Genomic DNA, 21,779 nt, shown 5'->3' with positions numbered 1-21,779 from the left:
TATCGAGACCTCGCGAGGGGTCTCGATACGCGTCCTCCTTCGTCGGTCGCTACTCGACCACCGGTCGGAGCCGTCCGACCTCAGTCCCCGTAGCGGTAGAAGCCCTCGCCGGTCGCGACGCCGAGCTTGCCCTGGTCGATGTAGCGCTCCTTGATGAGCGCCGCGAACTCCTGCTGCTTCGGGCCGCCCATCTTCGAGATGTTGTAGGCCGTCGTGAGCCCGACGATGTCGTAGATCTGGAACGGGCCCATCGGCGCGCCCGTGCCGATGCGCCAGGTCGCGTCGATCGCCTCGGGCTCGGCGATGCCGTCGACGAGCAACTGGCCCGCCGCCGAGAGGAACGGCACGAGGAGCGAGTTGAGCACGTAGCCCGGCTGCTCCTTCTTGATCTCGATCGGCACCATGCCGATCGCCTCGGCGAACTCGACGACGGTGCGGTAGACGGCCGGGGCGGTCGCGGGCGTGCCCATGATCTCGGCGGTGTTGTGCGCCCAGATGCGGTTGGCGAAGTGCAGGGCGAGGAACCGGTCGGGCCGGCCCGTCGCGTCGGCGATCGCGCTCGGCAGGAGCGTCGACGAGTTCGTGGCGAAGATCGTGCGCTCGGGCGCGACGGCGGCGAGCTTCTCGTAGGTGGCGCGCTTGATGTCGATGCTCTCGGGCACGGCCTCGATGACGAGGTCGGCGTTCGCCACGGCTTCGCCGAGGTCAGCCGAGTACGCGATGCGTGCGAGGGCGGCCTGCGCCGCGCCGTCGGCGGCACCCGCGACGCCCTCGGCGACGTACGTGGCGGCGAGCTTCTCGAAGCGCTGCTTCGCGGCGGCGAGCGCGGCGTCGTCGAGGTCGTAGGCGACGACCTCGAGTCCGCGGAACGCGGTCTGGTACGCGATCTGCGAGCCGAGCACTCCGGTTCCGAGCACGGTCACGTGCTGCACTGCGGTCATGGTGGTTCCTTCTTCCTGTCGTGCCCTCGTGGGGCTCGGGTCGATGCCCTCGTGGGGCTTCGCGCGCGTCAGGCGTCGGCCGGCGCGTTCGTCTCGGGATGCCTCGGCCGATCGTCGTCGGTCGCGGCGTCGTTGAAGCGGGTGAGGTCGGCGGCGAAGCGCGCGACCTCCTGGTCGTGCCAGCCCCCGAGGTGCCGGTCGACGACGCGCTGGAGGAGCTCGATCGCCTCGCGGTAGGCGGCCCAGCCGGTCTCGGTGAGCTCGAGCGGACGGCCTCGGCCCGAGGCATCCGCGATCTCGCGCACGACGCCGAGGCGGGTGAGGCCCGCGAGCTGACGCGAGACGGTCGAGCGGTTGAGCCGGAACGCCTCGGCGATGTCGACCGAGCGGCACTCGGGGTGGTCGACGATGTAGCCGAGGATCGACTGGTCGGTCATGCTCAGGCTGAGCGGTGCGGTGCGCGCGTCGGCGACGCCGCGACGGCTGATGACGATGAGCTCGCGCAGGATCGCCGCGGCGTGCTCGTCACGAGTGATGCGCTCGTCCATGCCCGGCTCCTTCTGTTGTCATATGCAACGCTACGCGCGTGCGTTGCATTCCGCAACAGAAGGCCGGGAAATCACTCGCCCCAGCCGTGCACCGGTCTGGCCGTCGCCGGAGGGCTTCCCACTTCATGGATGGTGTGGCCCGTGCAGGCCAGCTTGGTGACGCCGGCCCGCTCGATGCGCGACACGATGAACCAGCGCATCGCGTCGCGCAGCCGGCACCACCCGACGAGATACCACTGGCCGTTCGTCGACGCGAACATGACGGGCTCGACGTCGCGGGAGGTCGTGGCTCCCTCCTTCGAGGTGTAGCGGATCCGGACGACGCGCTGCTCGGCCATCGCCTCCTCCAGCGCCGACCTGACTGCCCGCGACGACGGCGGAGGTGCATCGACCCACACGCGGCCGGCCAGTTCATCGGCTCGTGCTCGGGTTCTGGGATCGAGGACGTCCAGGATCTTCCGGATGCCGGCGGCCGCCAGATCGGCATAGGGCGCGTCGGACGCAGCCGAGACCGACGCCATGAGCGCGACCGCCTGCGCCGGCGACAGGCTGACGGGCGGCAAGGACGCACCCGCCGCCAGTCCGTAGCCACCGCCCGGCCCCGGGCGCGACCAGATGGGCGCCCCGCTGTGCTCGAGCGCGACGAGGTCCCTCTTGATGGTGCGCACGGACACGCCGAACTCCCTCGCCAGTCGCTCGGCCGTGCGTCCTCGCACGCCGCTGCGGCGCAGCATCTCCGACAGCGCATGGAGCCGCTCCGCTCGCTTCACTGTTCGACCTCCAGCAAATTCATGACAGAAATAGTGACACACTGCTGCCCGCAGCGCCTGCGAGAGTCGAGACATGACGACCATGACGAACAGCCCGACCATCGTTCTCATCGCCGGCCACTGGCTCGGTGCCTGGGCATGGGACGCAGTGCTCGAACACCTGACGACCGACCACGCCCGCGCCATCGCGATGACCCTCCCCGGGCTCGACGAGCACGACCCCGCACGCGCGACCAAGACGCTCGACGACCAAGTCGCGGCGATCGAAGACGTCATCGGCCGGGCCCGGACCTCGGACGATCAGCCGGTGATCCTCGTCGCCCACAGTGGGGCCAATGCCCCCGTCAGCCTCGTCCTCGACCGGCACCCCGAGCTCGTCCACCGCGTGGTGTGGGTGGACTCCGGCCCCGTTTCGGCCGGAGGCGCCTTCGCCCCCGACCTCCCGGAGGCGGTGTACGAGCTTCCGCTTCCGCCCTTCGACGTGCTCGCAGAGCAGGCGAGCCTCGAGGGCCTGAGCGCGGAGGACCTCGAGCAGTTCCGCGCCAAGGCCGTGCCCGAGCCGGGCCCCGTGCTCCGTCAGCCCGTCGAACTCGCGAACGATGCCCGTCGCACGGTCCCGACCACCCTCGTGTGCTGCTCGATCCCGAGCGCCCAGCTGCTGGAGCTGGCCCGAGCAGGCCATCCCATGTTCGCCGAGGTCGCGAACCTCGAACACCTCGACGTCATCGACCTGCCCACGGGGCACTGGCCCATGTGGAGCCGTCCCCGTGACCTCGCCGAGGTCATCGGCTCGGTGGTGTCCCGCGCCGGCTGAACGCCCTGCCCGCGATCGATCGAGCCGACCGGGCGGCAGCGACTAGAACAAACGGGCCTGCGCGACGACCGGGGCGCCCTCGAGCTCGAGCAGGTACCGCTTGCGTTCGAGGCCCCCGGCGTAGCCGGTGAGCGAGCCGTCGGCGCCGACGACGCGGTGGCACGGCACGATGATGCTGAGCGGGTTGCGGCCGACGGCGTTGCCCACGCGACGCGCGAGGTTGCGGTCGCCGAGGCGGACCGCGAGCTCGCCGTACGTCACGGTCGTGCCGAGCGGGATCTCGCGCAGCATGCCCCACACCTCGTGCTGGAACTCGTCGCCGTCGGGCGCGGTCGGCAGGTCGAAGGCCGAGCGCTCGCCCGCGAGGTACTCGTCGAGCTCGGCGCCGAGCCGCGTGATGAGGGCGTCGTCGCGCGCGGCGACGTCGACGCCGATCGTGCCTGCGGCCGGCGGGTGCCAGTGTCCCGGGAAGTAGATGCCGACGAGCGCCTCGCCCTCCGCGACCACGAGCAGTTCGCCGAGCGGCGTCGGCAGGGTGGCGTGGCGGCGGGTCATGCCTCCATCCTGCCCCCGATGCGCGAGCGCGAGGCAGCGGGAATCGGACGTCGAGGCAGCCGTGCCCGCGAGTGGCCGCCGGTTCCGTGACGGTGGCGCGATCTAGGATGACCGCATGCCCGATCCTCGCCCGGCCGGCGGCATGCAGGTCGACTTCACCGCCGTGATCTACGAGTGGTCGTCGCGGCGCAACTGGTTCTTCGTCGACGTGCCGCCCGAGCCGAGCGCCGACATCGCAGACCGCCCGCGGATGCCTCGGGGCTTCGACTCGGTGCGCGTGACCGCGACCGTCGGCGGCACGACCTGGGACACCTCGATCTTCCCGGGAGGCGGCACGTACGCGCTCCCGTTGAAGCGCGCCGTGCTGAAGGCCGAGCAGATCGGCGAGGGCGACGAGATCGCGGTCGTGCTGTTCGTGCACGACGGCTGAGCGCGCTCGTCGATGCTGCTCGCGTGCCCTCCGCGTCCCGCGTCGCGTCCCGCGTCCCGCGTCCCGCGTCAGCTCGGGTAACACGAATGAGCGTCGGCGCGACGCCGATCTACGATTGCGGGATGCCCGAACTCCCCCGCGTCGCCGGCGCGCACCTCGTCGGATCGATCAACCAGCCGAGCGCGGAGGCGACGTTCCGCGTCGTCGCCGCCGAGCTCGGTGATGACCTCGCCCGCTTCCCCGACGGCGAGGTCGGCGAGCGCTTCCACTGGATCCTCTTCCAGGGCGCGGCCTTCGACGCGGTCGCCGGGCTCAGCCGCGTGCCGATCGACCCGATCGTGGTCGCCGGGTTCGACCTGCGCCCGACCGTGCTCGACGGCACCGTCGAGCCGAGCTCGCTCGCGTTCGGCCCGCTCGGCTACGCCGACGCGGCGGCCACGAGCTACGCCGACTTCGTGCGCCTGCGCGATGCGGGAGTCATCGCGCGCGACGCCCGCTTCCAGGTGTGTCTGCCCTCGCCGCTCGCCCCGGTCACGACGTACGTCGCCCCCGCCGATCGTGCCGCCGTGTACCCGGCCTACGCCGCCGCTCTCGCCGCCGAGCTCGACCGCATCGCCGAGCTCGCGCCCGCAGGCGACCTCGCCGTGCAGGTCGACCTCGCGACCGAGTTCGCGTACCTCGAGGGCGTCAGCCTCGGCGGCGGACCGCTCGAGGCGTTCTTCGCCGACGGGGGTGCGGATGCCCCGGCCCTCGTCGAGGCGATCGCGTCGCTCGCCGCCGAGCTCGCCGACCGTGTGCCCGAGGGCGCGCAGCTCGGATTCCACCTCTGCTACGGCGACGTCGCCGAGAAGCACTTCGTCGAACCGGCCGACGCCGGCAAGCTCGTGGCCGTCGCGAACGCCCTGGCCGCGCAGGTCGCGCGCCAGATCGACTGGGTGCACCTCCCGGTGCCGATCGAGCGCCACGACGCCGAGTACTTCGCCCCGCTCGCCGAGTGGAAGCTGCCCGCCACGACCACCCCCTACCTCGGACTCGTGCACCACGAGGACGGCGTCGAGGGCGCGCTCGCGCGCATCGCCCCGGCACGCGAGGCCTTCGCCCGTGCGGGCGTCGCCTCGTTCGGCGTCGGCACCGAGTGCGGCTTCGGTCGCGGTCCCGCCGAGCGCACGGCAGGGCTGCTCGCCCTGCACCGCGAGGTCATCGCCGCCGCCGGCCGCGCGTAGCCGCCGCCGACCGATCGCTTGCGGCTCGCGCCGCGGGATTCTCTCCCACGCGTTACGTCACTGACCCCACCAGCGACTCAGCACCTCGCCCGCATCGCTGGCACGGCTCGCGCGAGGGGCCTTCGTCACGCGTTACGTCACTGATGCCACCGGCGACTCAGTGACGTAGTCCCGGGAGCAGACTCCCCCGGCCGGATCCAAGGCCGATCAGCCTGGGCAGCAGTCGGACGATGCCCGACTCGCGGACTCTGACACTGACCCGCCCAGCGGGTCAGTGTCAGAGGCGCCGAGGCCACGTGCCCCAGTCGTGACCGATGGTGCGCCCCACGCACGTCAGCCGGAGCGGGCGGCTGAGTCTCGATACGGCGCTGGCGCGCCTACTCGACCAACGGTGAGGGCGGGGCGGCGGGCGTGACCTACTCCACCACCGGGATTCGGGGGCGGAGGCGCAGGGTGACGATCTGGAACGGGCGGAGCTCGAACTCCCACGCGTTCGGCTCGGCGGCATCGTCCAGCACCACGCCGACGCCGCCGCCGGTCGGGTCGTCGGCGTCGAACGGGCGCTCGAGCAGGTCGGTCGCCACCGCGTCGGCCGCGAAGGATGCCTCCAGCCGCGCGCGTGCGCGCGCGCCGTGCGGCTCGTAGAGGCGCACGACGACGTCGCCCGAGGCATCCTCGGCGAGCTTCACCGCCTCGACCACCGCACCGGTCACGTCGACGAGCGGCGCGATCGACGAGGCATCCACGCCGTCGACCTCGCGGAGCGGGAGGTTCAGCCGGTAGCCCTCGGCGATCGCGTCGGGGATTCCGGCGCCGGGCATGATCGAGACGCGCAAGCGGTGCTCGCCCTGGTCGGCCTCGGGGTCGGGGTAGCGCGGTGCGCGCAGCAGCGAGAGCCGCGCCGTCGTCACCGTCGACCCGGGACGCACGGGATCGGCGTCGCGGCGGACGTCGTGACCGTACGTCGAGTCGTTCGCGATCGCGACGCCGTATCCGGGCTCGCCGACGTGCACCCAGCGGTGCGCCGCGGTCTCGAAGCGCGCGGCATCCCACGAGGTGTTCGCGTGCGTCGGCCGGTGGATGTGCCCGAACTGGATCTCGCTCGTCGCCCGCTCGGCGTGCACGTCGAGCGGGAACGCGAGCTTGAGCAGCTTCTGCCGCTCGTGCCAGTCGATCTCGAGGTCGAACTCGAGCGCGCGGGCGTCCGCTCCCAACGACACGGTCTCCACGATGACGGATGCCCCGAAGCGACGCGTGATCCGCACGGCGACCCCGCCGTCATCCGGTGGTCGGGGAGCACCGCCGCGGAGCGGCGACGCGTATCGAGACCCGACGATCTCGACCGACTCGGCCTCCCGCAGCTCGACGACGTTGCGGGCGTAGTGGGCGTCGATGTCCCAGGCGTCCCACTGGTTGGGGGTGTCGCGGAAGACCTGGAGCAGGTTGCCCGCCCGCCCCGGCGCGATCGCCTCGCGGCCGAGCCGCCCGTCGGGCTCGCGATGCCGCAGCGAGACGAGCAGTCCGTCGACGCCGAGCACCGCCTCGAGGTGCGCGTTCGACAGCGTGATGCGCTCATCCTCGCCGGTCGAGTATCGAGCACCTTCGTCGGTCGAGGAGCGAGCGCCAGCGAGCGTATCGAGACCCGTCTCGCTCGTCACCGGGTCTCGATACGCTCCTTCGTCGCTACCCGACCGCCGGGAGGACGCCGACGCCACCCCGCCCAACCCCGGCACGCCCGACACCTCGTACGGCCCGGCGTTCAGCCGCAGCATCCGATCGCCCGACCCGGCGAGCGCGCGCACCGAGCGCACGATGACCCGCTCGAGCACCTCGGCGACCTCGGCGTAGCGCCGCTCGGCCTCGCGGTGCACCCACGCGATCGACGATCCCGGCAGGATGTCGTGGAACTGCTGCAGCAGCACGGTGCGCCAGGCCTCGTCGAGCTCGGCCTTCGGGTACTCAGCCGCGCCGCGCACCGCGGCCGTCGTCGCCCACAACTCGGCCTCGCGCAGCAGGTGCTCGCTGCGGCGGTTGCCGCGCTTCGTGCGCGCCTGCGAGGTGTAGGTGCCCCGGTGGAACTCGAGGTAGAGCTCACCCGCCCAGACCGGCGGCGCCGGGTACTCGGCCTCGGCCGCCTCGAAGAACTCCCGCGGCGACGACAGCCGCACCTGCGGCGACCCCTCGAGCGAGGCGGTGCGCTGCGCCGAGGCGAGCATCTCGCGGGTCGGTCCTCCGCCGCCGTCGCCGTAGCCGAACGGCACGAGCGAGGTGTTCGCGGCGCCCTTCTCGGCGTACTGGCGCTCGGCTCGGGCGAGCTCCTCGCCGGTCAGCTCGGCGTTGTAGGTGTCGACCGGCGGGAAGTGCGTGAACAGCTCGGTGCCGTCGAGCCCCTGCCAGCGGAAGGTGTGGTGCGGGAAGCGGTTCGTCTCGTTCCACGAGATCTTCTGCGTGAGGAACCACCGCGACCCCGCCGCGCGCACGATCTGCGGCAGCGCCGCCGAGTAGCCGAACGAGTCGGGCAGCCAGACCTCGAGCGGCTCGATGCCGAGCTCCTCGATGAAGAAGCGCTTGCCCGCGACGAACTGGCGCGCGAGCGCCTCGCCGCCCGGCAGGTTCGTGTCGGACTCCACCCACATGCCGCCGACCGGCACGAACGACCCCTCGCGCACGCGCGAGCGCACGCGCTCGAACAGCTCGGGGTAGTCGCGCTTCAGCCACGCGTACTGCTGCGCCGACGAAGCGGCGAACACGAAATCGGGATGCTCCGCGATGAGCGCGTCGACGTTCGAGAAGGTGCGGGCGACCTTGCGCACCGTCTCGCGCACGGGCCACAGCCAGGCGCTGTCGATATGCGCGTGGCCGACGGCGTGCACGCGGTGCGAGCTCGCCCAGGCGGGCGCCGCGAGCACGGGGGCCAGGAGCTCCCGGCCCTCCGCCGCGGTGCCGGCGACGTCGTCGGGGTCCATCGCGTCGACCATGCGCTCGAGGGCCCGCACGATCTGCGCGCGCCGCGTGGAGTCGGCGGGCAGCTCGGCCGCGAGCTCGCGGAGCACCCGCACGTCGTGCAGGAGCTCGTCGACGGTCACGTCGCGGAGTGCGAGCTCGACGGCGCCGAGCACGTAGAGCGGCTCGTCGCCGGCGGTCTGCCACTCGCCGCGGTGGGTCGGGGCGAAGCTCCAGCCTTGCATGACGTCGGGGTTCGACGCGGCCTCGAGGTAGACGAGGGTCGACCCGTCGCCCGCGCCGATCAGCTCGCGCGGCACCGCACGATTGCGCGGCTCGACCGCCTTCACGATCGTGCCGTCGGGTCGCCACACGAGCCCCTCGGCCTGGAACCCGGGCGTCACCGACGAGAACCCGAGATCGACCACGAGCTCGGGCCGTGCGCCGTCGATCGACACCACGCCGCCGCCTCGGGTCGCGACGACCTCGGTCGAGGGAGGGCCGAGCAGCTCCGCCACCGACGGCACCCTGACCCTGAACCACGTCGTCCCCCACGCACGCCCCCACGGCGCACCGGGCGACACCGGCTCGAACCGCTGCCCCACCGCCTCCGCGAACGGCACCGGTTCGCCGGGCGCCTCCCACCGTTCGAGCGTCGCGGGCAGGCGCTCCCGATACCGGGCGGGCTCGAGCCGCTCGCGCACGAACCGCGCGATGCGCATCTCCACCAGGGCCGAATCGTCATGCATCGGAGGGAGCTCCTATCCCCTGCCCCGAAGCTCCGACGGTGCTGCGCGGTCCGCCCGCGGCGATGCGGGCGAACAGCGGGACGGAGGAGATCCGGGGAGGAAGACGGGCGAACGACCATCGCCCGTGTCGAGAGGTTGCCGGCCGGCGCGGGCGTTCGGGTCGTCCCGCGACGGCCGGCGGTCTACGGGTGCCTGCGGCCGGCCGGCCAGGAAGCCGGGCGCGACACGACGTATCGCGGTCGAGGTGTCGGAGCGGCCAGCGGTGCGCGACATCGTTGCATGGTGCTCGTGCTCCTTGCTCGAGTACTGCAGTGCGGTGCTCCGAATGCGGAAGACGCGATCCGCCCCGGGAGCAAGCCGGCTCCCCCGAACCGTGCTCCGCGGGGCGATCGCAATCCCCACTCGCACATAGTAAATCGAATGGAGTTACTCTGCAAGACCCGAGTTCTGCCGAACGCCACAGACCCAGACGGGGCCTAGCCGAGCAGCAGGCGGTCGGCCGTCGGCGAGAAGGTGCGCTCGAGCACGAGGCTGGCGGCGCCGACCGCCGCGACATCCTCGCCGACGCCGGTGCCGACCACCTCGAGCGTGCGCAGTGCGGCGGTCGCGCTGTACTCCGCGAGTCGCGGCGGCACCCGCTCGAGGTACCGCGTCTCGAGGCGCGACCAGAACGGTCCGCCGAAGACGACGCGGTCGACGTCGAGCAGGTTCGTGATGACGGCGACCGCGCGCGCGGTGCGATCGGCCGCGAGCTCGAGGATGCCGCCGGCCACCGCGTCGCCCGCGTCGGCCGCCGCGCACAGCAGGTCGAACTGCCCGTCGATCTCGACCGGCGTCTCGTGCGGCGCCGCCGCGCGGATCACGCCCAGTCGCTCGGCCTCCTCGACCATCGCCTGCGGGGTGATGGTGACCGCGATGCAGCCGCGCTGCCCGCACGCGCAGGGCGGCCCGTCGGCGTCGGCGACGATGTGGCCGATCTCGCCGGCGTTGCCGGAGACGCCGCGCATGAGCTCGTCGCCGAGCGCGAGCCCCGCGCCGATGCCGGTGCCGAGGTAGAGGAAGACGAACGATCCGGTGCCGCTCGCCCCGCCCGACCAGGTCTCGGCGACGGCCGCGGCCGTCACGTCCTTGTCGACGAGCACGGGCAGCCCCGTGGCATCCTCGAGCGCCTCGCGCAGCGGAACGCGATGCCAGCCGTGCAGGTTCGGCGGGTCGACGATCGTGCCGCGCTCCTGGTCGATCGGGCCGGGGGCGGCGAGCCCGAGGCCGACGAGCTTCTCGCGGGCGATGCCCGAGTCGGCGACGAGGCCCTCGACGTGGTCGCGGATGCGCTCCATCACGTGCTCGGGGTCGCTCGCCTCGGGCGTGCGGTGGCGCGCGTGGGCGACGACCTGCCCCGTGAGGTCGAGCAGCACGAAGGTCATCACGGCCGGGTCGATGTGCACGCCGACGGCGTAGAGCCCGCCGGGGTTCAGCCGCAGGATCGTGCGCGGCTTGCCGAGGCCCGCGGCGCTCGTCTTGCCCGCCTCGACGATGAGCTCGTCATCGAGCAGCCGTCGCGCGATGTTCGACACCGTCTGCGTCGAGAGGCCGGTGAGCTCGACGAGCTCGACCCGGCTGCACCCCTCGGGCGCCCGCCGGATGGCGTCGAAGATCACCGAGCGGTTGAAGTCGCCCATGCGCGGGAGGTTGGTGCCGCGCCGCGCGGCGGGAGGGGCCGAACCGGTCATCGGCGACCACCTCCCGTCGGGCGCGGACGCGCTCCTCCGTCGAGTTTGTCACATCGATGGAGAAAATGGGATGGCAGTTCGCGCAGGCGCCTACTGCTCGCCGATGAGGATGCCGCGCTCGCTCGTCTGCGCACGCACCGCGGCCACGAACTCCTCGAACGCCGCCTTGCTCTTCGCGTAGCCGATGGCACCGCCCTTGACCGCGCCGAGGCCGCCCTTCTCGTCGAAGCGCAGCCAGGTGTTGCCGTACTGGTCGACGCCGATCGCGAAGGTGAACGAGATGTGGAAGCCCTTCCCGGCCATCGCGCCGAGCCACAGCGTCTTGTGCAGGCTGCCGCGCTCGAGCTTGATGCTGCCCTCCGACGGGGTGGTCGCCGTGTACCCGAGCCCCTCGGCGATCGAGATGACGACGGGCACGGTCAGCTGGTCGTCGCCGGAGAGGATGAGCTGGGTCATGGAGAAGGGTCCTGTTCGGGTCGTCGGGATCGCCGGAATCGGCGAGACGACCCTACCGCGAGCGGGTCGCCCGCGAGCGCGCCCGCGGTCCCACTCAGGCGGCCGGGCGAGGCGCGGCGGTTCCGCTGCCGCGGCGCGGCTGCGCTCCCCCGCCGATGCGGTGCAGGATGCCTCGGCGCCCCGCCGCACGCTCGGTGCGCTCAGCCTTGTCGAGGCGGCGCTCCTGGGCGCGCCGGCGACGCTCGTTCACGATCGCGGCTTCGCGCTCGTCGGCGGTCTGGAGAGTCTGTGCGATGTAGCCGACTGCGAGGTTCATGTCCCGATTCCCTTCGGTGCGGCGCCGTGGTGGCTGCCTGAACTCAGACTCCTCGCTGAGGTGGGGCGGGTGGATCGGGCGAGTGCCTTATTTCGCGGGCCCTGGTGCCTCAGATCGGCGACCCGGGCACCTCAGATCGGCGGTGGGCACCTCAGACCGCCGAGGCGCCACCCTTCACGGCGTCGGTGGTACCCGGTACCGTCGGGCGCATGAGCGCCCTCGAGCGGTTCGAACTCCACGTCTCAGATGCCGTCCTCGACGATCTGCGCGATCGCCTGAGGCGCACGCGCCTGCTCGACGACTCGCCTCGGGTGCCGCCCTCGGGCATGAGCGCCGCGTATCTGCGCGAGCTCGTCGAGTCGTGGGCGGCCTGGGACTGGCGGGCACGCGAGGCGTGGCTGAACTCGCACCCGCAGTTCATCGCCCCGATCGACGGTGCCGAGGTGCACTTCGCGCACCTGCGGTCGGCGCGACCCGACGCCCCGGCCCTGCTCGTGATGCACGGCTGGCCCCACACCTTCGCCCTCCAGCTCGACTTCGCCGACCGCCTGACCGACTTCGACGTGGTCGTCGCGAGCCTGCCCGGCTTCGCCTTCTCGTCGCCGTACACCGAAGGGCCCATCTCCGAGGCTCGTCTGGCGGCCACGATGCACGCGCTCATGACCGAGGTGCTCGGCTACGAGCGCTACCTCACCTACGGCGAGGACGTCTCGGCCAACGTCAGCGACCTCATCGCCGCGAGCTACCCCGAGCACGTCGCCGGCATCGTCGCGACGCACGCGCACTTCCCGACCTCCGCCGAGCGCGCCGCGCTCACCGCCCTGAGCGAGGTGGAGTTCTTCGCCGCGCTCGCCGACCGCGAGGGGCCCGACGGCGCCTACGGTCACGTGCAGAACACCCGGCCCGACGTGCTCGCGGCCGCGCTCAACGACTCCCCCGTCGGCCTCCTCGCCTGGATCGCGGAGAAGCTCGTCGCGTGGAGCGACACCCCGCCGGGCGACCCGAGTCTGGTCGAACGCCGCATCTCACGCGAGCGCATCCTCACCGAGGCGATAATCTACTGGGTCACCCAGTCGATCGCGAGCTCGTTCCGGCCGTACTACGAGGGCGAGGGCGACGGCCCCATCCCGCCGACGACCGTGCCCGCGGCGGTGTTCATCCAGCGGCACGAGGCGGCGTATCCCGAGTCGCTCGCTCGGCGGCACTACCTCGACCTGCGGGTCTTCGACCGGCTCGAGGCCGGCGGCCACTTCACCGCGGCCGAGGTGCCCGACGACCTCGCGGCCCGCGTGCGCGCATTCGTCGCCGAGCTCGGCTGAGTCGGGCGGTTCCGCCGGTCCCACCGGTCCCACCGACGTCACCGGTCCACCGCGTCCATGACAGCGGGATGCCCCGGGCCGGAGCCCGGGGCATCCCCTCTCTTCTCGCGGTCAGTCGGTGCCGCAGCCGTCGCCCGACCCGGCCGCCGCTGCGGGGGTCACGACGAGCCGGGTGCTCGCCGAGGCATCCCCCGCGGTCGCGGTCAGCGTGCGCATGCCGGGCTTGGTGGTCGGCAGCGCGACCGTCGCCGTGCCCGTTCCGTCGGCCCCGGCGGTGACGCTGCCGAGCTCGACGGCAAGGCCGTGCTTCGGCGTCTTCGCGGCGAGCGCGAGCTCCACCGTCGCTCCGCGGGCGAACCCGGCGACGGCGACCTCGAGCTCCTCGCCCATCGCGGCCTTGCACACCGTGAGCGTGACCGCCTCGGCGCCGGGCTCGACCGGGTTCGGCAGCTCGACGACCCAGCCCTGCGCGGCGAGCGGGCCGAACACCTCCTCGAGGGTGCGGTCGCCGAAGCTCGGCTCGACGTCGCCGCCGTCGACCGAGACGGTGATCGGGTCGTCGGCGGTGCCGTAGCCCCAGAACGGCGTCGACGAGTCGGCGCACTCGCTGCCCGACTTCACCTTCACCTGCGCGCCGACCGCGAGCTCCGCGGTGCGGAACTGCTCGAGCGAGGTGAACGGGTGCTCGGCGCTGCCGTCGCCCGCGGCGGGCGCCGCGCAGTCGAGGTAGGCCTCGGTGAGCTTGCCCGGGTCGTCGGCCAGCTGCTCGTAGAGGGCGAGCTTCGCGAGCGAGTAGGGCGCCCGCGCCTGGTCGATCGAGACGCGGAACTTCTGCGCCGTGACCGCCTGCGGCAGGGTGACGATGCGGCTCACGCCGATCGTGCCCGCCTTCGCGACCTCGACCCACGCGCCGTCGACCTCGGCGTCGATCGAGAACTTCTCGACGACCTGCCCGTGGTCGAGCACGCCCTCGCCGAGCTCGATGCGCCGCACCGACTGCGGCGCACCGAGGTCGATCGTCACGTCGCCCGGCTCGGCGCTCGTGCTGAGCCACGACGAACGGCTGTTGCCGTCGGTCAGGGCGGCGGATGCCTCGCCGTCGGCGCCGACCGCGACCGGCAGCCCGAGGGCGTGGTCGAGGGTGAGCGCCTTGCGCCGCTCGGCGGCGAACCCGTCGAGCGCGGTGACCGACGCGGGGGCGAAGGTGCCGGTGGCCGTCGGCGGGGTGTTGAGCAGCATGACCGAGTTGCGCCCGGTCGTGCCGAGGTAGTGGCCGAGCAGTGCCGACGGCGTCTTCGGCGTGTCGGTCGGATGCGCGAACCAGCCCTGCGTGAGCTTCATGTCGGCCTCGGTCGGCCACCAGTGCAACGCGTTCGCGCCGCTCTGCACGGCCGACTGCAGCATCGCGGCCGAGCCGACCTGCTCGAAGGTGCCGCCCCCGACGACGCCGATCTTGCCGCCGTCGCCGGCGTCGCTGATCGGCACGGGCGCCCACTCGTCCTGGCGGGCGGTGCCGCTCTCGTTGCCGACCCAGCGCACGTCGCGACCGCCGACCGCGACGACCGCGTTCGGCTGGAGCTTCGAGATGAGGTCGTAGAAGGCGGGGTAGTCGTAGAACTCCTGCTTGCCGGTGTTGCCCTGGGCGCCGTCGAACCAGACCTCGTCGACCTCGCCGTACTGGGTGAGCACCTCGTAGAGGGTGTTGAGGAAGAAGGCGCCGTAGTCGGTCGCCGGGTACTCGAAGCTCGGCAGGTCCTTGCCGGCGCGGTCGTCGCCCTCGACGAGGGTCGGGATCGTGCGCGGCGTCTTCGCACTGCCGTTGCCGAACACCCCGAACTGCTCCTCGTGCGAGTCGGCGGGCGACATGTAGAGGCCGACCTTCATGCCGTACTTGTGCGCGGCGGTCGTGAAGTCGCGCACGATGTCGCCCTGGCCGTCCTTCCACGGCGTCGAGGCGACGTCGAAGTCGGAGTAGCGCGAGGGATAGAGCAGGAACCCGTCGTGGTGCTTCAGCGTCAGGATCGCCATGCGGTGTCCGCTGTCGCGCAGCGACTTCACCCACGCGTCGACATCGAGCTCGCCGGTCGGCTGGAACCGGCCGAGGTCCTCGGTGCCGTGGCCCCACTCCTGGTTGTAGAAGGTGTTGATGCCGAAGTGCACGAACGCGGTGAGCCCGAGCTCCTGCCAGTCGAGCTGGGCCTCGGTGGGCCGCACGAGCGCGGCCTTCGCGAGCACGTTCGCCGGGCAGTCGGCGCTCGTCACCTGGATGTAGTTCGCGGGGGCGATCTCGCCGAGCGGCAGGCACTCCATGGGCTCGTCGAGCTCCTGGTAGCGGAACGCCGCATCCTCGAACTCGCCGTTGAGCAGCGCGAAGCGCGTGCGCTCGACGGTGCCCTTGAAGCCGCGGTTGCCGATCGCGGCGACCTCGTTGCCGATCGCGAGGGTCTGCGTCGCCTTCGCGTTGCGGGTCGAGGGCGCGGGTGCGGTGACCTCGGGCAGCTCCGTGCCGTCGAGCCACGCGACGACCTTCGTCTCGGTCTCGCCGGGCACGTAGGCGAGCGAGAGCACGTGCGCCTGCCCGGCGGCGGGCAGGGCGACCTTGCCCATGTAGTCGCGCCAGGTGCCGCCGACGTTCGCGCTGAATCCGTACTGCAGCCCGTCGCTGCGGTAGCGCGCGCTCAGGTTGCCGCCGACGGCGGCCACGGTCGCGAGGTCGGCCTGCGCACCCGAGGCGGTGAACTCGGTCTCGATCACGAAGGCGCGGTCGAGGGATGCCCCGGTGAAGAGCTCCTCGGTCGCCGTGAAGTCGGCGGCCTGGTTCGCGCCGCCGAGCTGCAGGTCGCCGCCGCTCACGCTCGCGGTGCTGCGCAATGCGACGGCCCCGTCGAGGCGTTCGCCGGCGGCCGGCGTGTACGCCGAGGCATCCACCGAGCCGTCGAACTGCACGTCGAGCAGGGTCGTCGTGATCGGGGTCGGCTGGAACTCGAAGAGCTCGGGGTCGTAGGCTGCGACGTCGCCGACGACGCGCACGTGGCCGAGCTCGCCGACGATGCCGCGGCCGGCGCCCGCGGGGTGCACCTCGTTGCCGAAGCCGAAGGCGTTCTGGGCGGCGGAGTGCACGCCGACGCCAGCGTTGGCGGCGAGGGTCTGCAGCTCGACGCCGTCGAGCCAGGTGTGCAGCTCGGCGCCGTCGTCGGTCGTGACGTACTGCACCGAGAGCTGGTGCGCGACGCCCGCGGCCGGAACAGGCGCCTCGGCGCGGTGGCTCGACCAGCTCGAGCCGTCGTACGAGTCGAAGCCGTAGACGAGCTTGCCGCCCTGCGTGCGCACGTAGAGGTTGCCCGCTGCCGAGAGGATCGTCGCCATGTCGGACTGGGCGCCGGTCGGCGTGAACTCGACCTCGGCGAGGAAGCCCGGCGTCGGCGTCGCGCCGCCGAACGAGAAGTCGGCCGCCTCGAAGCGGATGCCCTCGGTGCCGCCGTGCAGGCGCACGCCGCCGGCCGCGAGTTGCTCTTCGCCGCCCGCGAGCCGGCGCACGACGCCGCGCATCGACTCGCCCTCGGTGGTCGTGTACGCGGTCGTGCCGACGAGCGAGCCCCCGAAGCGGATGTCGAGGTCGTCGCCCTCTGCGGCGCTCGCGATGCCCGCGGGGGCGAGCCCCGTGAGGGTCACGCCGAGCGCGGCGACGAGGGCGAGGACTCGGCGGCGGGATCGTGGGGTTCGTGGTGGTCGTGGTGCGGTCGTGGTACTCGGCTCGGTCATCGTCAACGTCACTCCAGTAGCGGATCACTCGCGGGCGGCGGCACTGCCGCCCTGCCGGGGAGCGTAGTAGTTATCCGATGTTTAAGCAACGATGCGCGATCTGGTCGCCCTATTCAGGCCGAATTGCGCCTTGCGCACGGTATTGGGCCGTATTTTGATCGGATCTTTGTGGTCGAATTCCCGCGCATGCGGAGTTGTCCGGACAGCTTCGACGCACCCTCACCGACGGTTCAGCCGGCGGCCCGACGCCGTCCACCGGCCGTTGTCCGCCGGTTCATAGCGTCGCCTGCGTCGACGACGCGCGGTGCGCACCTGCCCGAGCGAGCGTCACCGGCCGAATCGCGCCGATGCACGAGACATCCACGAAGGAACGGAACATGATGCCAGCGAAGCGAACGTTCGCCACCGCCTGCGCCCTCACCGCAGGCGCCCTCCTCGCGGCGGGCCTGCCCGTCGGAGCGGCGATGGCCGCCCCGAAGCCGCTCGACGCCCCGGTGTTCAGCGAGCCCGGCGGCCGCTACACCGGGTCGACGACGGTCGAGCTCAGCTCGCAGCCGGGAACGAAGATCCACTACACGCTCGACGGATCGACCCCGACGAAGGACAGCCCGCAGTACCGCGGCCCCATCACCATCGACGAGTCGACGAACCTCGCCGCGATCGCCGTGCGCGGCCGGTTCGTCTCCGAGACCGAGATCGAGGGCTACGTCGTGAAGTCGGCCGAGGGGCCGAAGCTGTCGTTCGTCGTCATGAGCGACGTGCACACCTCGTCGCTCTCCGACGTCAACCGGGCCCGCTGGGCGGCGAACTTCGACACGCTGAAGACGCTCGTGCCCGACCCCGACCTGATCATCTCGAACGGCGACCAGATCAATGACAACAACTGGAACACCGCACCCGACCACCAGGTCGTGCGCACGATCTTCGAGGAGAACCTCGACCGCCTCGACCTCGCCGACACCCCGGTGCTCATGACGCACGGCAACCACGACGTGCGCAACTCCGACATGGCGCAGTACTACCCGGCCGACTGGTTCCCGGGCGGCGCCACCGGCTACTACGAGCAGAAGATCGGCGACTCGACGTTCCTCATCGTCGACACCGAGGCCTACTCGGGCGCGCAGCGCACGTGGCTGAAGTCGCGCCTCGCGGCCCTCACCGCTGAGCCCGGCGCCGTCGACGAGCCGGTGTTCGTCGTCGGCCACCGCCCGACCTCGGGCACCATCATGGACGGCGCGCAGTCGTCGAACCCGGCGCTCAATGCCGACCTCTCGGCGTTCCCGCAGGCGGTCTACTTCTCGGGCCACTCGCACCTGCACCTGAACGACGAGCGCTCGATCTGGCAGGGCAGCTACACGGCGGTGAACGACGGCTCGATGTCGTACACCGAGACCCCGCACGACGCCTACCAGGTCTACGGCGACGCGCTCTACGACGAGTTCACGATCGCCACCGCGCAGGCCCTCGTCGTCGACGTGTACGACGACCGCACCGAGATCGAGCGCATCAACTTCGCCGCCGAGCCCGAGCGCACCTACACGCTCGACGGCGTCTGGGGCCAGTACCAGCAGGATGCCCCGTTCGACAGCGCCGGCACCCTCGCGGGCCGCACGTGGACGGTGCGCCTCGACGGCGCGACCCCCGAGGAGGTGCGTGCGAACTTCGACTACACCCGCGACGCCCGCGACGCGGTCGCCCCGGTCATGACCGGCACGCCGACCGTCACCGTGAACGGGGCCGGCACCTCGGTGCTGCGGGTTCCCGCGGCGAGCGACGACAACGCCGTCTACGGCTACGACGTGCGCGTGAAGGATGCCGCGACCGGCGCCGTGGCGCTGCCGATCCGTGCGGGTGCGAAGGTGCTGTCGGACTTCCAGTTCGCGCCGCGCCCGTCGGTGCTCGAGATCCCGCTCGCCGTGATCAACGGCCGCCTGCCCGGCACGAAGGTCGGGCTGACGACGGGCACCGCGTACGTGGCCGAGGTCACGGCCGTCGACATGGTCGGCAACCGCTCGGAGACGGTGACGGTCGAGTTCGTCGCGGGCGTCGCGCCCGACGAGGAGGACTGACCCGGCATCCGCGGTTGAGTAGCGGGCGACGAAGGAGCGCGCGTATCGAAACCCGGTGAGACGGTCTCGAGACCCGATCACCTGGTTTCGATACGCGTCGTCGCGTCGCGCCGGCGCTACTCAACCGGCGTCGGTCTGGCGCTCCGCCTTCGCGAGGTTCGCGACGAGTTCGTCGCGGGTCTGGGCACCGGCCGAGTAGGCGGGCTGGTCGCGCTCGACGCGCCAGCTGTCGTCGAGCGGGCCGACGTTCACGGTGTCGAAGCCGAACTCGTCGTACAGCGAGGTGACGAAGGCCGCGGCATCGTCGTGGTCGCTCGACGTGGCGAGCGCGCGGCGGGCCGGGTCGCCGGCCGGGCGGCCGTCGGTCGTGATGTCGGCCGCGACGATGTGGTTGAAGCCCTTCGCGACGTGACTCGTCGGCAGGTGCTTCTGCAGCATGCCCGTCACGGTGTCGCGGCCCTCGTCGAGGGCGGGCACGTGGCCGTCGCGCTCCCAGTAGTAGTTGTCGGTGTCGATGACGATCTTGCCGGCGAGCGGCTCGACCGGGATCGACGCGTACGCCTTGAACGGCACGGTCACGACGGCGATGTCGGCGGCCGAGGCGGCCTCGCTCGCGGTGGCGGCGCGGGCCGACGGGCCGAGCTCGGCGATGAGGCCCTCGAGCGTCTCGGGTCCGCGCGAGTTCGCGATGACCACCTCGTATCCGCTCTTCACGGCCGCGCGGGCGACCTGGCTGCCGATGTGTCCTGCACCGATGATTCCGAGAGTGGTCATGGTGAGTGCAACGCGGCGCGCGCGTCGATGTTCCCGGCTGCGTGCGGGTCGCGCACCGCTCGACGCATCCCACCGGCCGGCCCCGACCGTGGTCGACTCGTCCTCCCCAGCGGACGCTGCACGAGATGTTGCCCGGTCGACGCGCCGTCGCATCTCCGCGCGTCGCCGGGGTGGGAGCATCCATTCGCACGGGCCGACCACATTTCCACATGGCCACTTCCCGGCCGGCCACATTTCCACATGACCACACCCGGGCCGACCACGATTCCACCTTTCCACACGGTCCGCTGAGCGACACCTCACCCGTGCCGACCACCGCGAGCCGTCGAGACGGAGACAACAGAGGAGCATCATGCCGACACGATCGATCAGGGTCGATGAAGAGACCCACCGTGCGATCAGCGAGCTCGCGTACCTCCTCGACGCCACGAGGACGTACGTCGTCGCCGACGCGATCGCCGAGTACGCCGAGCGTCGCGGGTCGATCGTCCGCGTCGACGGAAGGGTGACGTTCGACGAGCTTCCGGTCGCCGATCGGCTCGCACTCCGACGTGACGAACTCATCCGTGTGTTCGCGAAGCGCGAGGCGACCGACATCCGCGTGCTCCATCTGGGCGACGAGATCGGCGACGGCGAGAACGATCCTGACGACGATGCTCCCTGGACTCCCCCGCGCCCGCTCGAGTTGCTCGTCACGACCGCGCTGCACCGCGGCAGCGGGGAGGCCTACCAACTCGAGACGATCGCCTCGAAGCTGCTGCGCACGCGGGTGCGCGTCGAATCGGCGACGCGCCTCGAGCTGTTCGACAAGCCGGCGCTCGAACGGGCGCGGGCCGGCTCGACTCCGCTCTGACGGTACGCGTCGGAGCTCCCGTCGGAGCTCCCCGTCGGCCCTACTCAAACCGCCGGTGTCGGTCGTAGGCTGACCCCATGGCTGCCGCTCTGGGGGATCCGGTTCGTCACGCACTCGAGTCGGTGCTCGATGCCGTTCGAGATCGCACCGACGGCGAGGTCGCGTCGTACATTCCCGAGCTCGCGAAGGTCGAGCCCGAGCAGCTGGGCGCGGCGCTCGCGAGCGCGCACGGCGTCGTGCACGAAGCGGGCGACGTCGAGGCGGAGTTCACGATCCAGTCGGTGTCGAAGCCGTTCGTCTTCGCGCTCGCGGTCGACGCGCTCGGGCTCGACGAGGTGCGCCGGCATGTCGACCTCGAGCCGAGCGGCGAACCGTTCAACGCCATCAGCCTCGACGAGGCATCCGGTCGCCCGCGCAACCCGATGATCAACGCGGGCGCCATCGTGATGACCTCGCTCATGCAGGGCGACACCGCCGAGGAGAAGTTCGCCGTCGTGCGCGCGGGCCTCGATCGCTTCGCGGGCCGCGACCTGCAGGTCGACGAGGAGGTGTTCTCCTCCGAGGCATCCACCGGCGACCGCAACCGCGCACTCGCCTACCTCACCCGCTCGGCCGGCACCCTCGGCTCGACGGTCGAGGTCGCGACGACGGCCTACTTCCGCCAGTGCTCGCTCACCGTCAACGCGCGCGACCTCGCGATCATGGCGGCGACCTTCGCGACGGGCGGCGTGAACCCCGTCACCGACGAACGCGTCATCAGCGAGGATGCCGCGCGCTGGACCACCGCGGTCATGACGAGCTGCGGCATGTACGACGAGTCGGGCGACTGGATGGTGCGCGTCGGCCTGCCCGCGAAGAGCGGCGTCGGCGGCGGCATCGCCGCGGTGCAGCCCGGGCAGTTCGGCATCGGAACCTTCAGCCCGCGCCTCGACGCGCGCGGCAACAGCGTGCGCGGCGTCGCGACGCTCGAGCAGCTGTCGCAGCGGCACGGCCTGCACATGCTGCAGCACCACGGGGCGCCCCTCTCGCCGATCTCGTCGCTCTCGCGCGAGGGCGCGTCGGGCGCCGGCGGCGACACCGTCGCCGTGCTGCGCGGCGAGATCCTGTTCTCGGAGGCGGAGGAGATCCTCACGCGCCTCGCTCCCCTGGTCGGCGATCACGGATGCCTCGTGCTCGACTTCACCGCCGTGACGCGAGTGGCGGCGGGGTCGCGCAAGATCTTCAGCGCCCTGCCCGAGACGATGGGCCGCCTCGACGACGGTCGCCCGCGCGTCGAGGTGCGCGACCCCGACGGCGTGCTCGAGGCGCCGGTCGGCTAGCGCTGGCTTCGGGCCGGTGGTCGCCGATGGCGGCCCGACGAAGTCAGACGGGTCTCGAGATCACGCCGTCCCAACCGGTGGTCGAGTAGCGCCCGACGAAGTCGGACGCGTATCGAGACCCGACCCGTGGCCGACCGATCACCGTTGCGCAACACTCCGCCGCCGTCGGGCACGTCCCTCCGCGCGAGCAGTGGTCATGTGGTCATGT

The 21,779-nt window shown here is 71.8% G+C and carries 17 protein-coding genes; 7 read left to right on the top strand and 10 right to left on the bottom strand.

The window, feature by feature from the left end; genetic code table 11:
- Positions 1–80 precede the first annotated feature (80 nt).
- From ACFVSL_RS05990 to ACFVSL_RS05980, 3 genes are all read right to left on the bottom strand, one after another.
- The gene (locus ACFVSL_RS05990) at positions 81–941 is read right to left on the bottom strand and encodes a 3-hydroxyacyl-CoA dehydrogenase (protein ID WP_386939396.1); all 861 of its coding nucleotides are present in this window, start codon (positions 939–941) and stop codon (positions 81–83) included.
- 68 nt (positions 942–1,009) lie between these two features.
- On the bottom strand, positions 1,010–1,489 hold the full coding sequence (locus ACFVSL_RS05985; protein WP_386939395.1) for a MarR family winged helix-turn-helix transcriptional regulator: 480 nt from the start codon (positions 1,487–1,489) through the stop codon (positions 1,010–1,012).
- Between the two features lie 71 nt (positions 1,490–1,560).
- The gene (locus ACFVSL_RS05980; protein ID WP_386941115.1) at positions 1,561–2,259 is read right to left on the bottom strand and encodes a helix-turn-helix transcriptional regulator; all 699 of its coding nucleotides are present in this window, start codon (positions 2,257–2,259) and stop codon (positions 1,561–1,563) included.
- 73 nt (positions 2,260–2,332) lie between these two features.
- Here ACFVSL_RS05980 and ACFVSL_RS05975 point away from each other — a divergent pair, with 73 nt between their 5' ends.
- Positions 2,333–3,073: an alpha/beta fold hydrolase gene (locus ACFVSL_RS05975; protein WP_386939393.1), complete on the top strand. Its 741-nt coding sequence runs from the start codon at positions 2,333–2,335 to the stop codon at positions 3,071–3,073.
- 42 nt (positions 3,074–3,115) lie between these two features.
- Here the strand turns inward: ACFVSL_RS05975 and ACFVSL_RS05970 are convergent, their stop codons facing one another.
- On the bottom strand, positions 3,116–3,628 hold the full coding sequence (locus tag ACFVSL_RS05970) for a methylated-DNA--[protein]-cysteine S-methyltransferase (RefSeq protein ID WP_386939391.1): 513 nt from the start codon (positions 3,626–3,628) through the stop codon (positions 3,116–3,118).
- Between the two features lie 115 nt (positions 3,629–3,743).
- On the opposite strand from ACFVSL_RS05970, the gene ACFVSL_RS05965 reads away from it, so the two are divergent.
- Together ACFVSL_RS05965 and ACFVSL_RS05960 are read left to right on the top strand one after the other, a co-directional pair.
- Positions 3,744–4,058 carry a DUF1905 domain-containing protein gene (locus ACFVSL_RS05965; protein WP_386939389.1) on the top strand — a complete coding sequence of 105 codons (315 nt, stop codon included), beginning with the start codon at positions 3,744–3,746 and terminating at the stop codon, positions 4,056–4,058.
- Between the two features lie 122 nt (positions 4,059–4,180).
- Positions 4,181–5,281: a hypothetical protein gene (locus ACFVSL_RS05960; RefSeq protein WP_386939387.1), complete on the top strand. Its 1,101-nt coding sequence runs from the start codon at positions 4,181–4,183 to the stop codon at positions 5,279–5,281.
- Between the two features lie 416 nt (positions 5,282–5,697).
- Here the strand turns inward: ACFVSL_RS05960 and ACFVSL_RS05955 are convergent, their stop codons facing one another.
- The 4 genes from ACFVSL_RS05955 to ACFVSL_RS05940 all read right to left on the bottom strand — a co-directional run bounded on the left by ACFVSL_RS05955 (position 5,698) and on the right by ACFVSL_RS05940 (position 11,475).
- Positions 5,698–8,973 carry an alpha-mannosidase gene (locus tag ACFVSL_RS05955; RefSeq protein ID WP_386939385.1) on the bottom strand — a complete coding sequence of 1,092 codons (3,276 nt, stop codon included), beginning with the start codon at positions 8,971–8,973 and terminating at the stop codon, positions 5,698–5,700.
- A gap of 476 nt (positions 8,974–9,449) precedes the next feature.
- Complete coding sequence (locus ACFVSL_RS05950; RefSeq protein WP_386939383.1) at positions 9,450–10,703, bottom strand: ROK family transcriptional regulator; 1,254 nt, start codon at positions 10,701–10,703, stop codon at positions 9,450–9,452.
- 90 nt (positions 10,704–10,793) lie between these two features.
- On the bottom strand, positions 10,794–11,159 hold the full coding sequence (locus tag ACFVSL_RS05945; protein ID WP_386939381.1) for a hypothetical protein: 366 nt from the start codon (positions 11,157–11,159) through the stop codon (positions 10,794–10,796).
- 94 nt (positions 11,160–11,253) lie between these two features.
- Positions 11,254–11,475: a hypothetical protein gene (locus tag ACFVSL_RS05940; protein WP_386939379.1), complete on the bottom strand. Its 222-nt coding sequence runs from the start codon at positions 11,473–11,475 to the stop codon at positions 11,254–11,256.
- A 209-nt stretch (positions 11,476–11,684) separates the two neighbouring features.
- On the opposite strand from ACFVSL_RS05940, the gene ACFVSL_RS05935 reads away from it, so the two are divergent.
- A complete protein-coding gene (locus tag ACFVSL_RS05935; protein WP_386939377.1) occupies positions 11,685–12,794 on the top strand; it encodes an epoxide hydrolase family protein in 1,110 nt (369 codons plus the stop codon).
- Between the two features lie 111 nt (positions 12,795–12,905).
- On the opposite strand, the gene ACFVSL_RS05930 is transcribed toward ACFVSL_RS05935, so the two are convergent.
- Positions 12,906–16,556, bottom strand: coding sequence for an alpha-L-fucosidase (locus ACFVSL_RS05930; protein WP_386939375.1), 3,651 nt, complete (start codon positions 16,554–16,556; stop codon positions 12,906–12,908).
- A gap of 380 nt (positions 16,557–16,936) precedes the next feature.
- On the opposite strand from ACFVSL_RS05930, the gene ACFVSL_RS05925 reads away from it, so the two are divergent.
- Entirely contained in the window at positions 16,937–18,625 is a 1,689-nt protein-coding gene (locus tag ACFVSL_RS05925) for a chitobiase/beta-hexosaminidase C-terminal domain-containing protein (protein WP_386939373.1), read from the top strand.
- A gap of 120 nt (positions 18,626–18,745) precedes the next feature.
- Here the strand turns inward: ACFVSL_RS05925 and ACFVSL_RS05920 are convergent, their stop codons facing one another.
- On the bottom strand, positions 18,746–19,399 hold the full coding sequence (locus ACFVSL_RS05920) for an NADPH-dependent F420 reductase (RefSeq protein ID WP_386939371.1): 654 nt from the start codon (positions 19,397–19,399) through the stop codon (positions 18,746–18,748).
- A 352-nt stretch (positions 19,400–19,751) separates the two neighbouring features.
- Between ACFVSL_RS05920 and ACFVSL_RS05915 the strand changes: the two genes are divergently transcribed.
- Together ACFVSL_RS05915 and glsA are read left to right on the top strand one after the other, a co-directional pair.
- A complete protein-coding gene (locus ACFVSL_RS05915) occupies positions 19,752–20,252 on the top strand; it encodes a hypothetical protein (protein WP_386939369.1) in 501 nt (166 codons plus the stop codon).
- Positions 20,253–20,329: 77 nt separating this feature from the next.
- Positions 20,330–21,571, top strand: coding sequence for a glutaminase A (gene glsA, locus ACFVSL_RS05910; protein WP_386939367.1), 1,242 nt, complete (start codon positions 20,330–20,332; stop codon positions 21,569–21,571).
- Positions 21,572–21,779 lie beyond the last annotated feature (208 nt).

Source organism: Agromyces sp. NPDC058064 (assembly GCF_042885275.1).
GTDB lineage: Bacteria > Actinomycetota > Actinomycetes > Actinomycetales > Microbacteriaceae > Agromyces.
The sequence above is the reverse complement of the archived record's forward strand: the minus strand, read 5'-3'. Positions and strand labels throughout refer to the sequence as shown.

Coding starts and splice junctions, on each gene's coding strand:
- ACFVSL_RS05940 (WP_386939379.1), bottom strand. CDS start 11,475: ATGAACCTCGCAGTCGGCTACATCGCACAGACTCTCCAGACCGCCGAC.
- ACFVSL_RS05925 (WP_386939373.1), top strand. CDS start 16,937: ATGCCAGCGAAGCGAACGTTCGCCACCGCCTGCGCCCTCACCGCAGGC.
- ACFVSL_RS05950 (WP_386939383.1), bottom strand. CDS start 10,703: ATGACCGGTTCGGCCCCTCCCGCCGCGCGGCGCGGCACCAACCTCCCG.
- ACFVSL_RS05915 (WP_386939369.1), top strand. CDS start 19,752: ATGCCGACACGATCGATCAGGGTCGATGAAGAGACCCACCGTGCGATC.
- ACFVSL_RS05945 (WP_386939381.1), bottom strand. CDS start 11,159: ATGACCCAGCTCATCCTCTCCGGCGACGACCAGCTGACCGTGCCCGTC.
- ACFVSL_RS05955 (WP_386939385.1), bottom strand. CDS start 8,973: ATGCATGACGATTCGGCCCTGGTGGAGATGCGCATCGCGCGGTTCGTG.
- glsA (WP_386939367.1), top strand. CDS start 20,330: ATGGCTGCCGCTCTGGGGGATCCGGTTCGTCACGCACTCGAGTCGGTG.
- ACFVSL_RS05935 (WP_386939377.1), top strand. CDS start 11,685: ATGAGCGCCCTCGAGCGGTTCGAACTCCACGTCTCAGATGCCGTCCTC.
- ACFVSL_RS05930 (WP_386939375.1), bottom strand. CDS start 16,556: ATGACCGAGCCGAGTACCACGACCGCACCACGACCACCACGAACCCCA.
- ACFVSL_RS05975 (WP_386939393.1), top strand. CDS start 2,333: ATGACGACCATGACGAACAGCCCGACCATCGTTCTCATCGCCGGCCAC.
- ACFVSL_RS05960 (WP_386939387.1), top strand. CDS start 4,181: ATGCCCGAACTCCCCCGCGTCGCCGGCGCGCACCTCGTCGGATCGATC.
- ACFVSL_RS05965 (WP_386939389.1), top strand. CDS start 3,744: ATGCCCGATCCTCGCCCGGCCGGCGGCATGCAGGTCGACTTCACCGCC.
- ACFVSL_RS05990 (WP_386939396.1), bottom strand. CDS start 941: ATGACCGCAGTGCAGCACGTGACCGTGCTCGGAACCGGAGTGCTCGGC.
- ACFVSL_RS05920 (WP_386939371.1), bottom strand. CDS start 19,399: ATGACCACTCTCGGAATCATCGGTGCAGGACACATCGGCAGCCAGGTC.
- ACFVSL_RS05985 (WP_386939395.1), bottom strand. CDS start 1,489: ATGGACGAGCGCATCACTCGTGACGAGCACGCCGCGGCGATCCTGCGC.
- ACFVSL_RS05970 (WP_386939391.1), bottom strand. CDS start 3,628: ATGACCCGCCGCCACGCCACCCTGCCGACGCCGCTCGGCGAACTGCTC.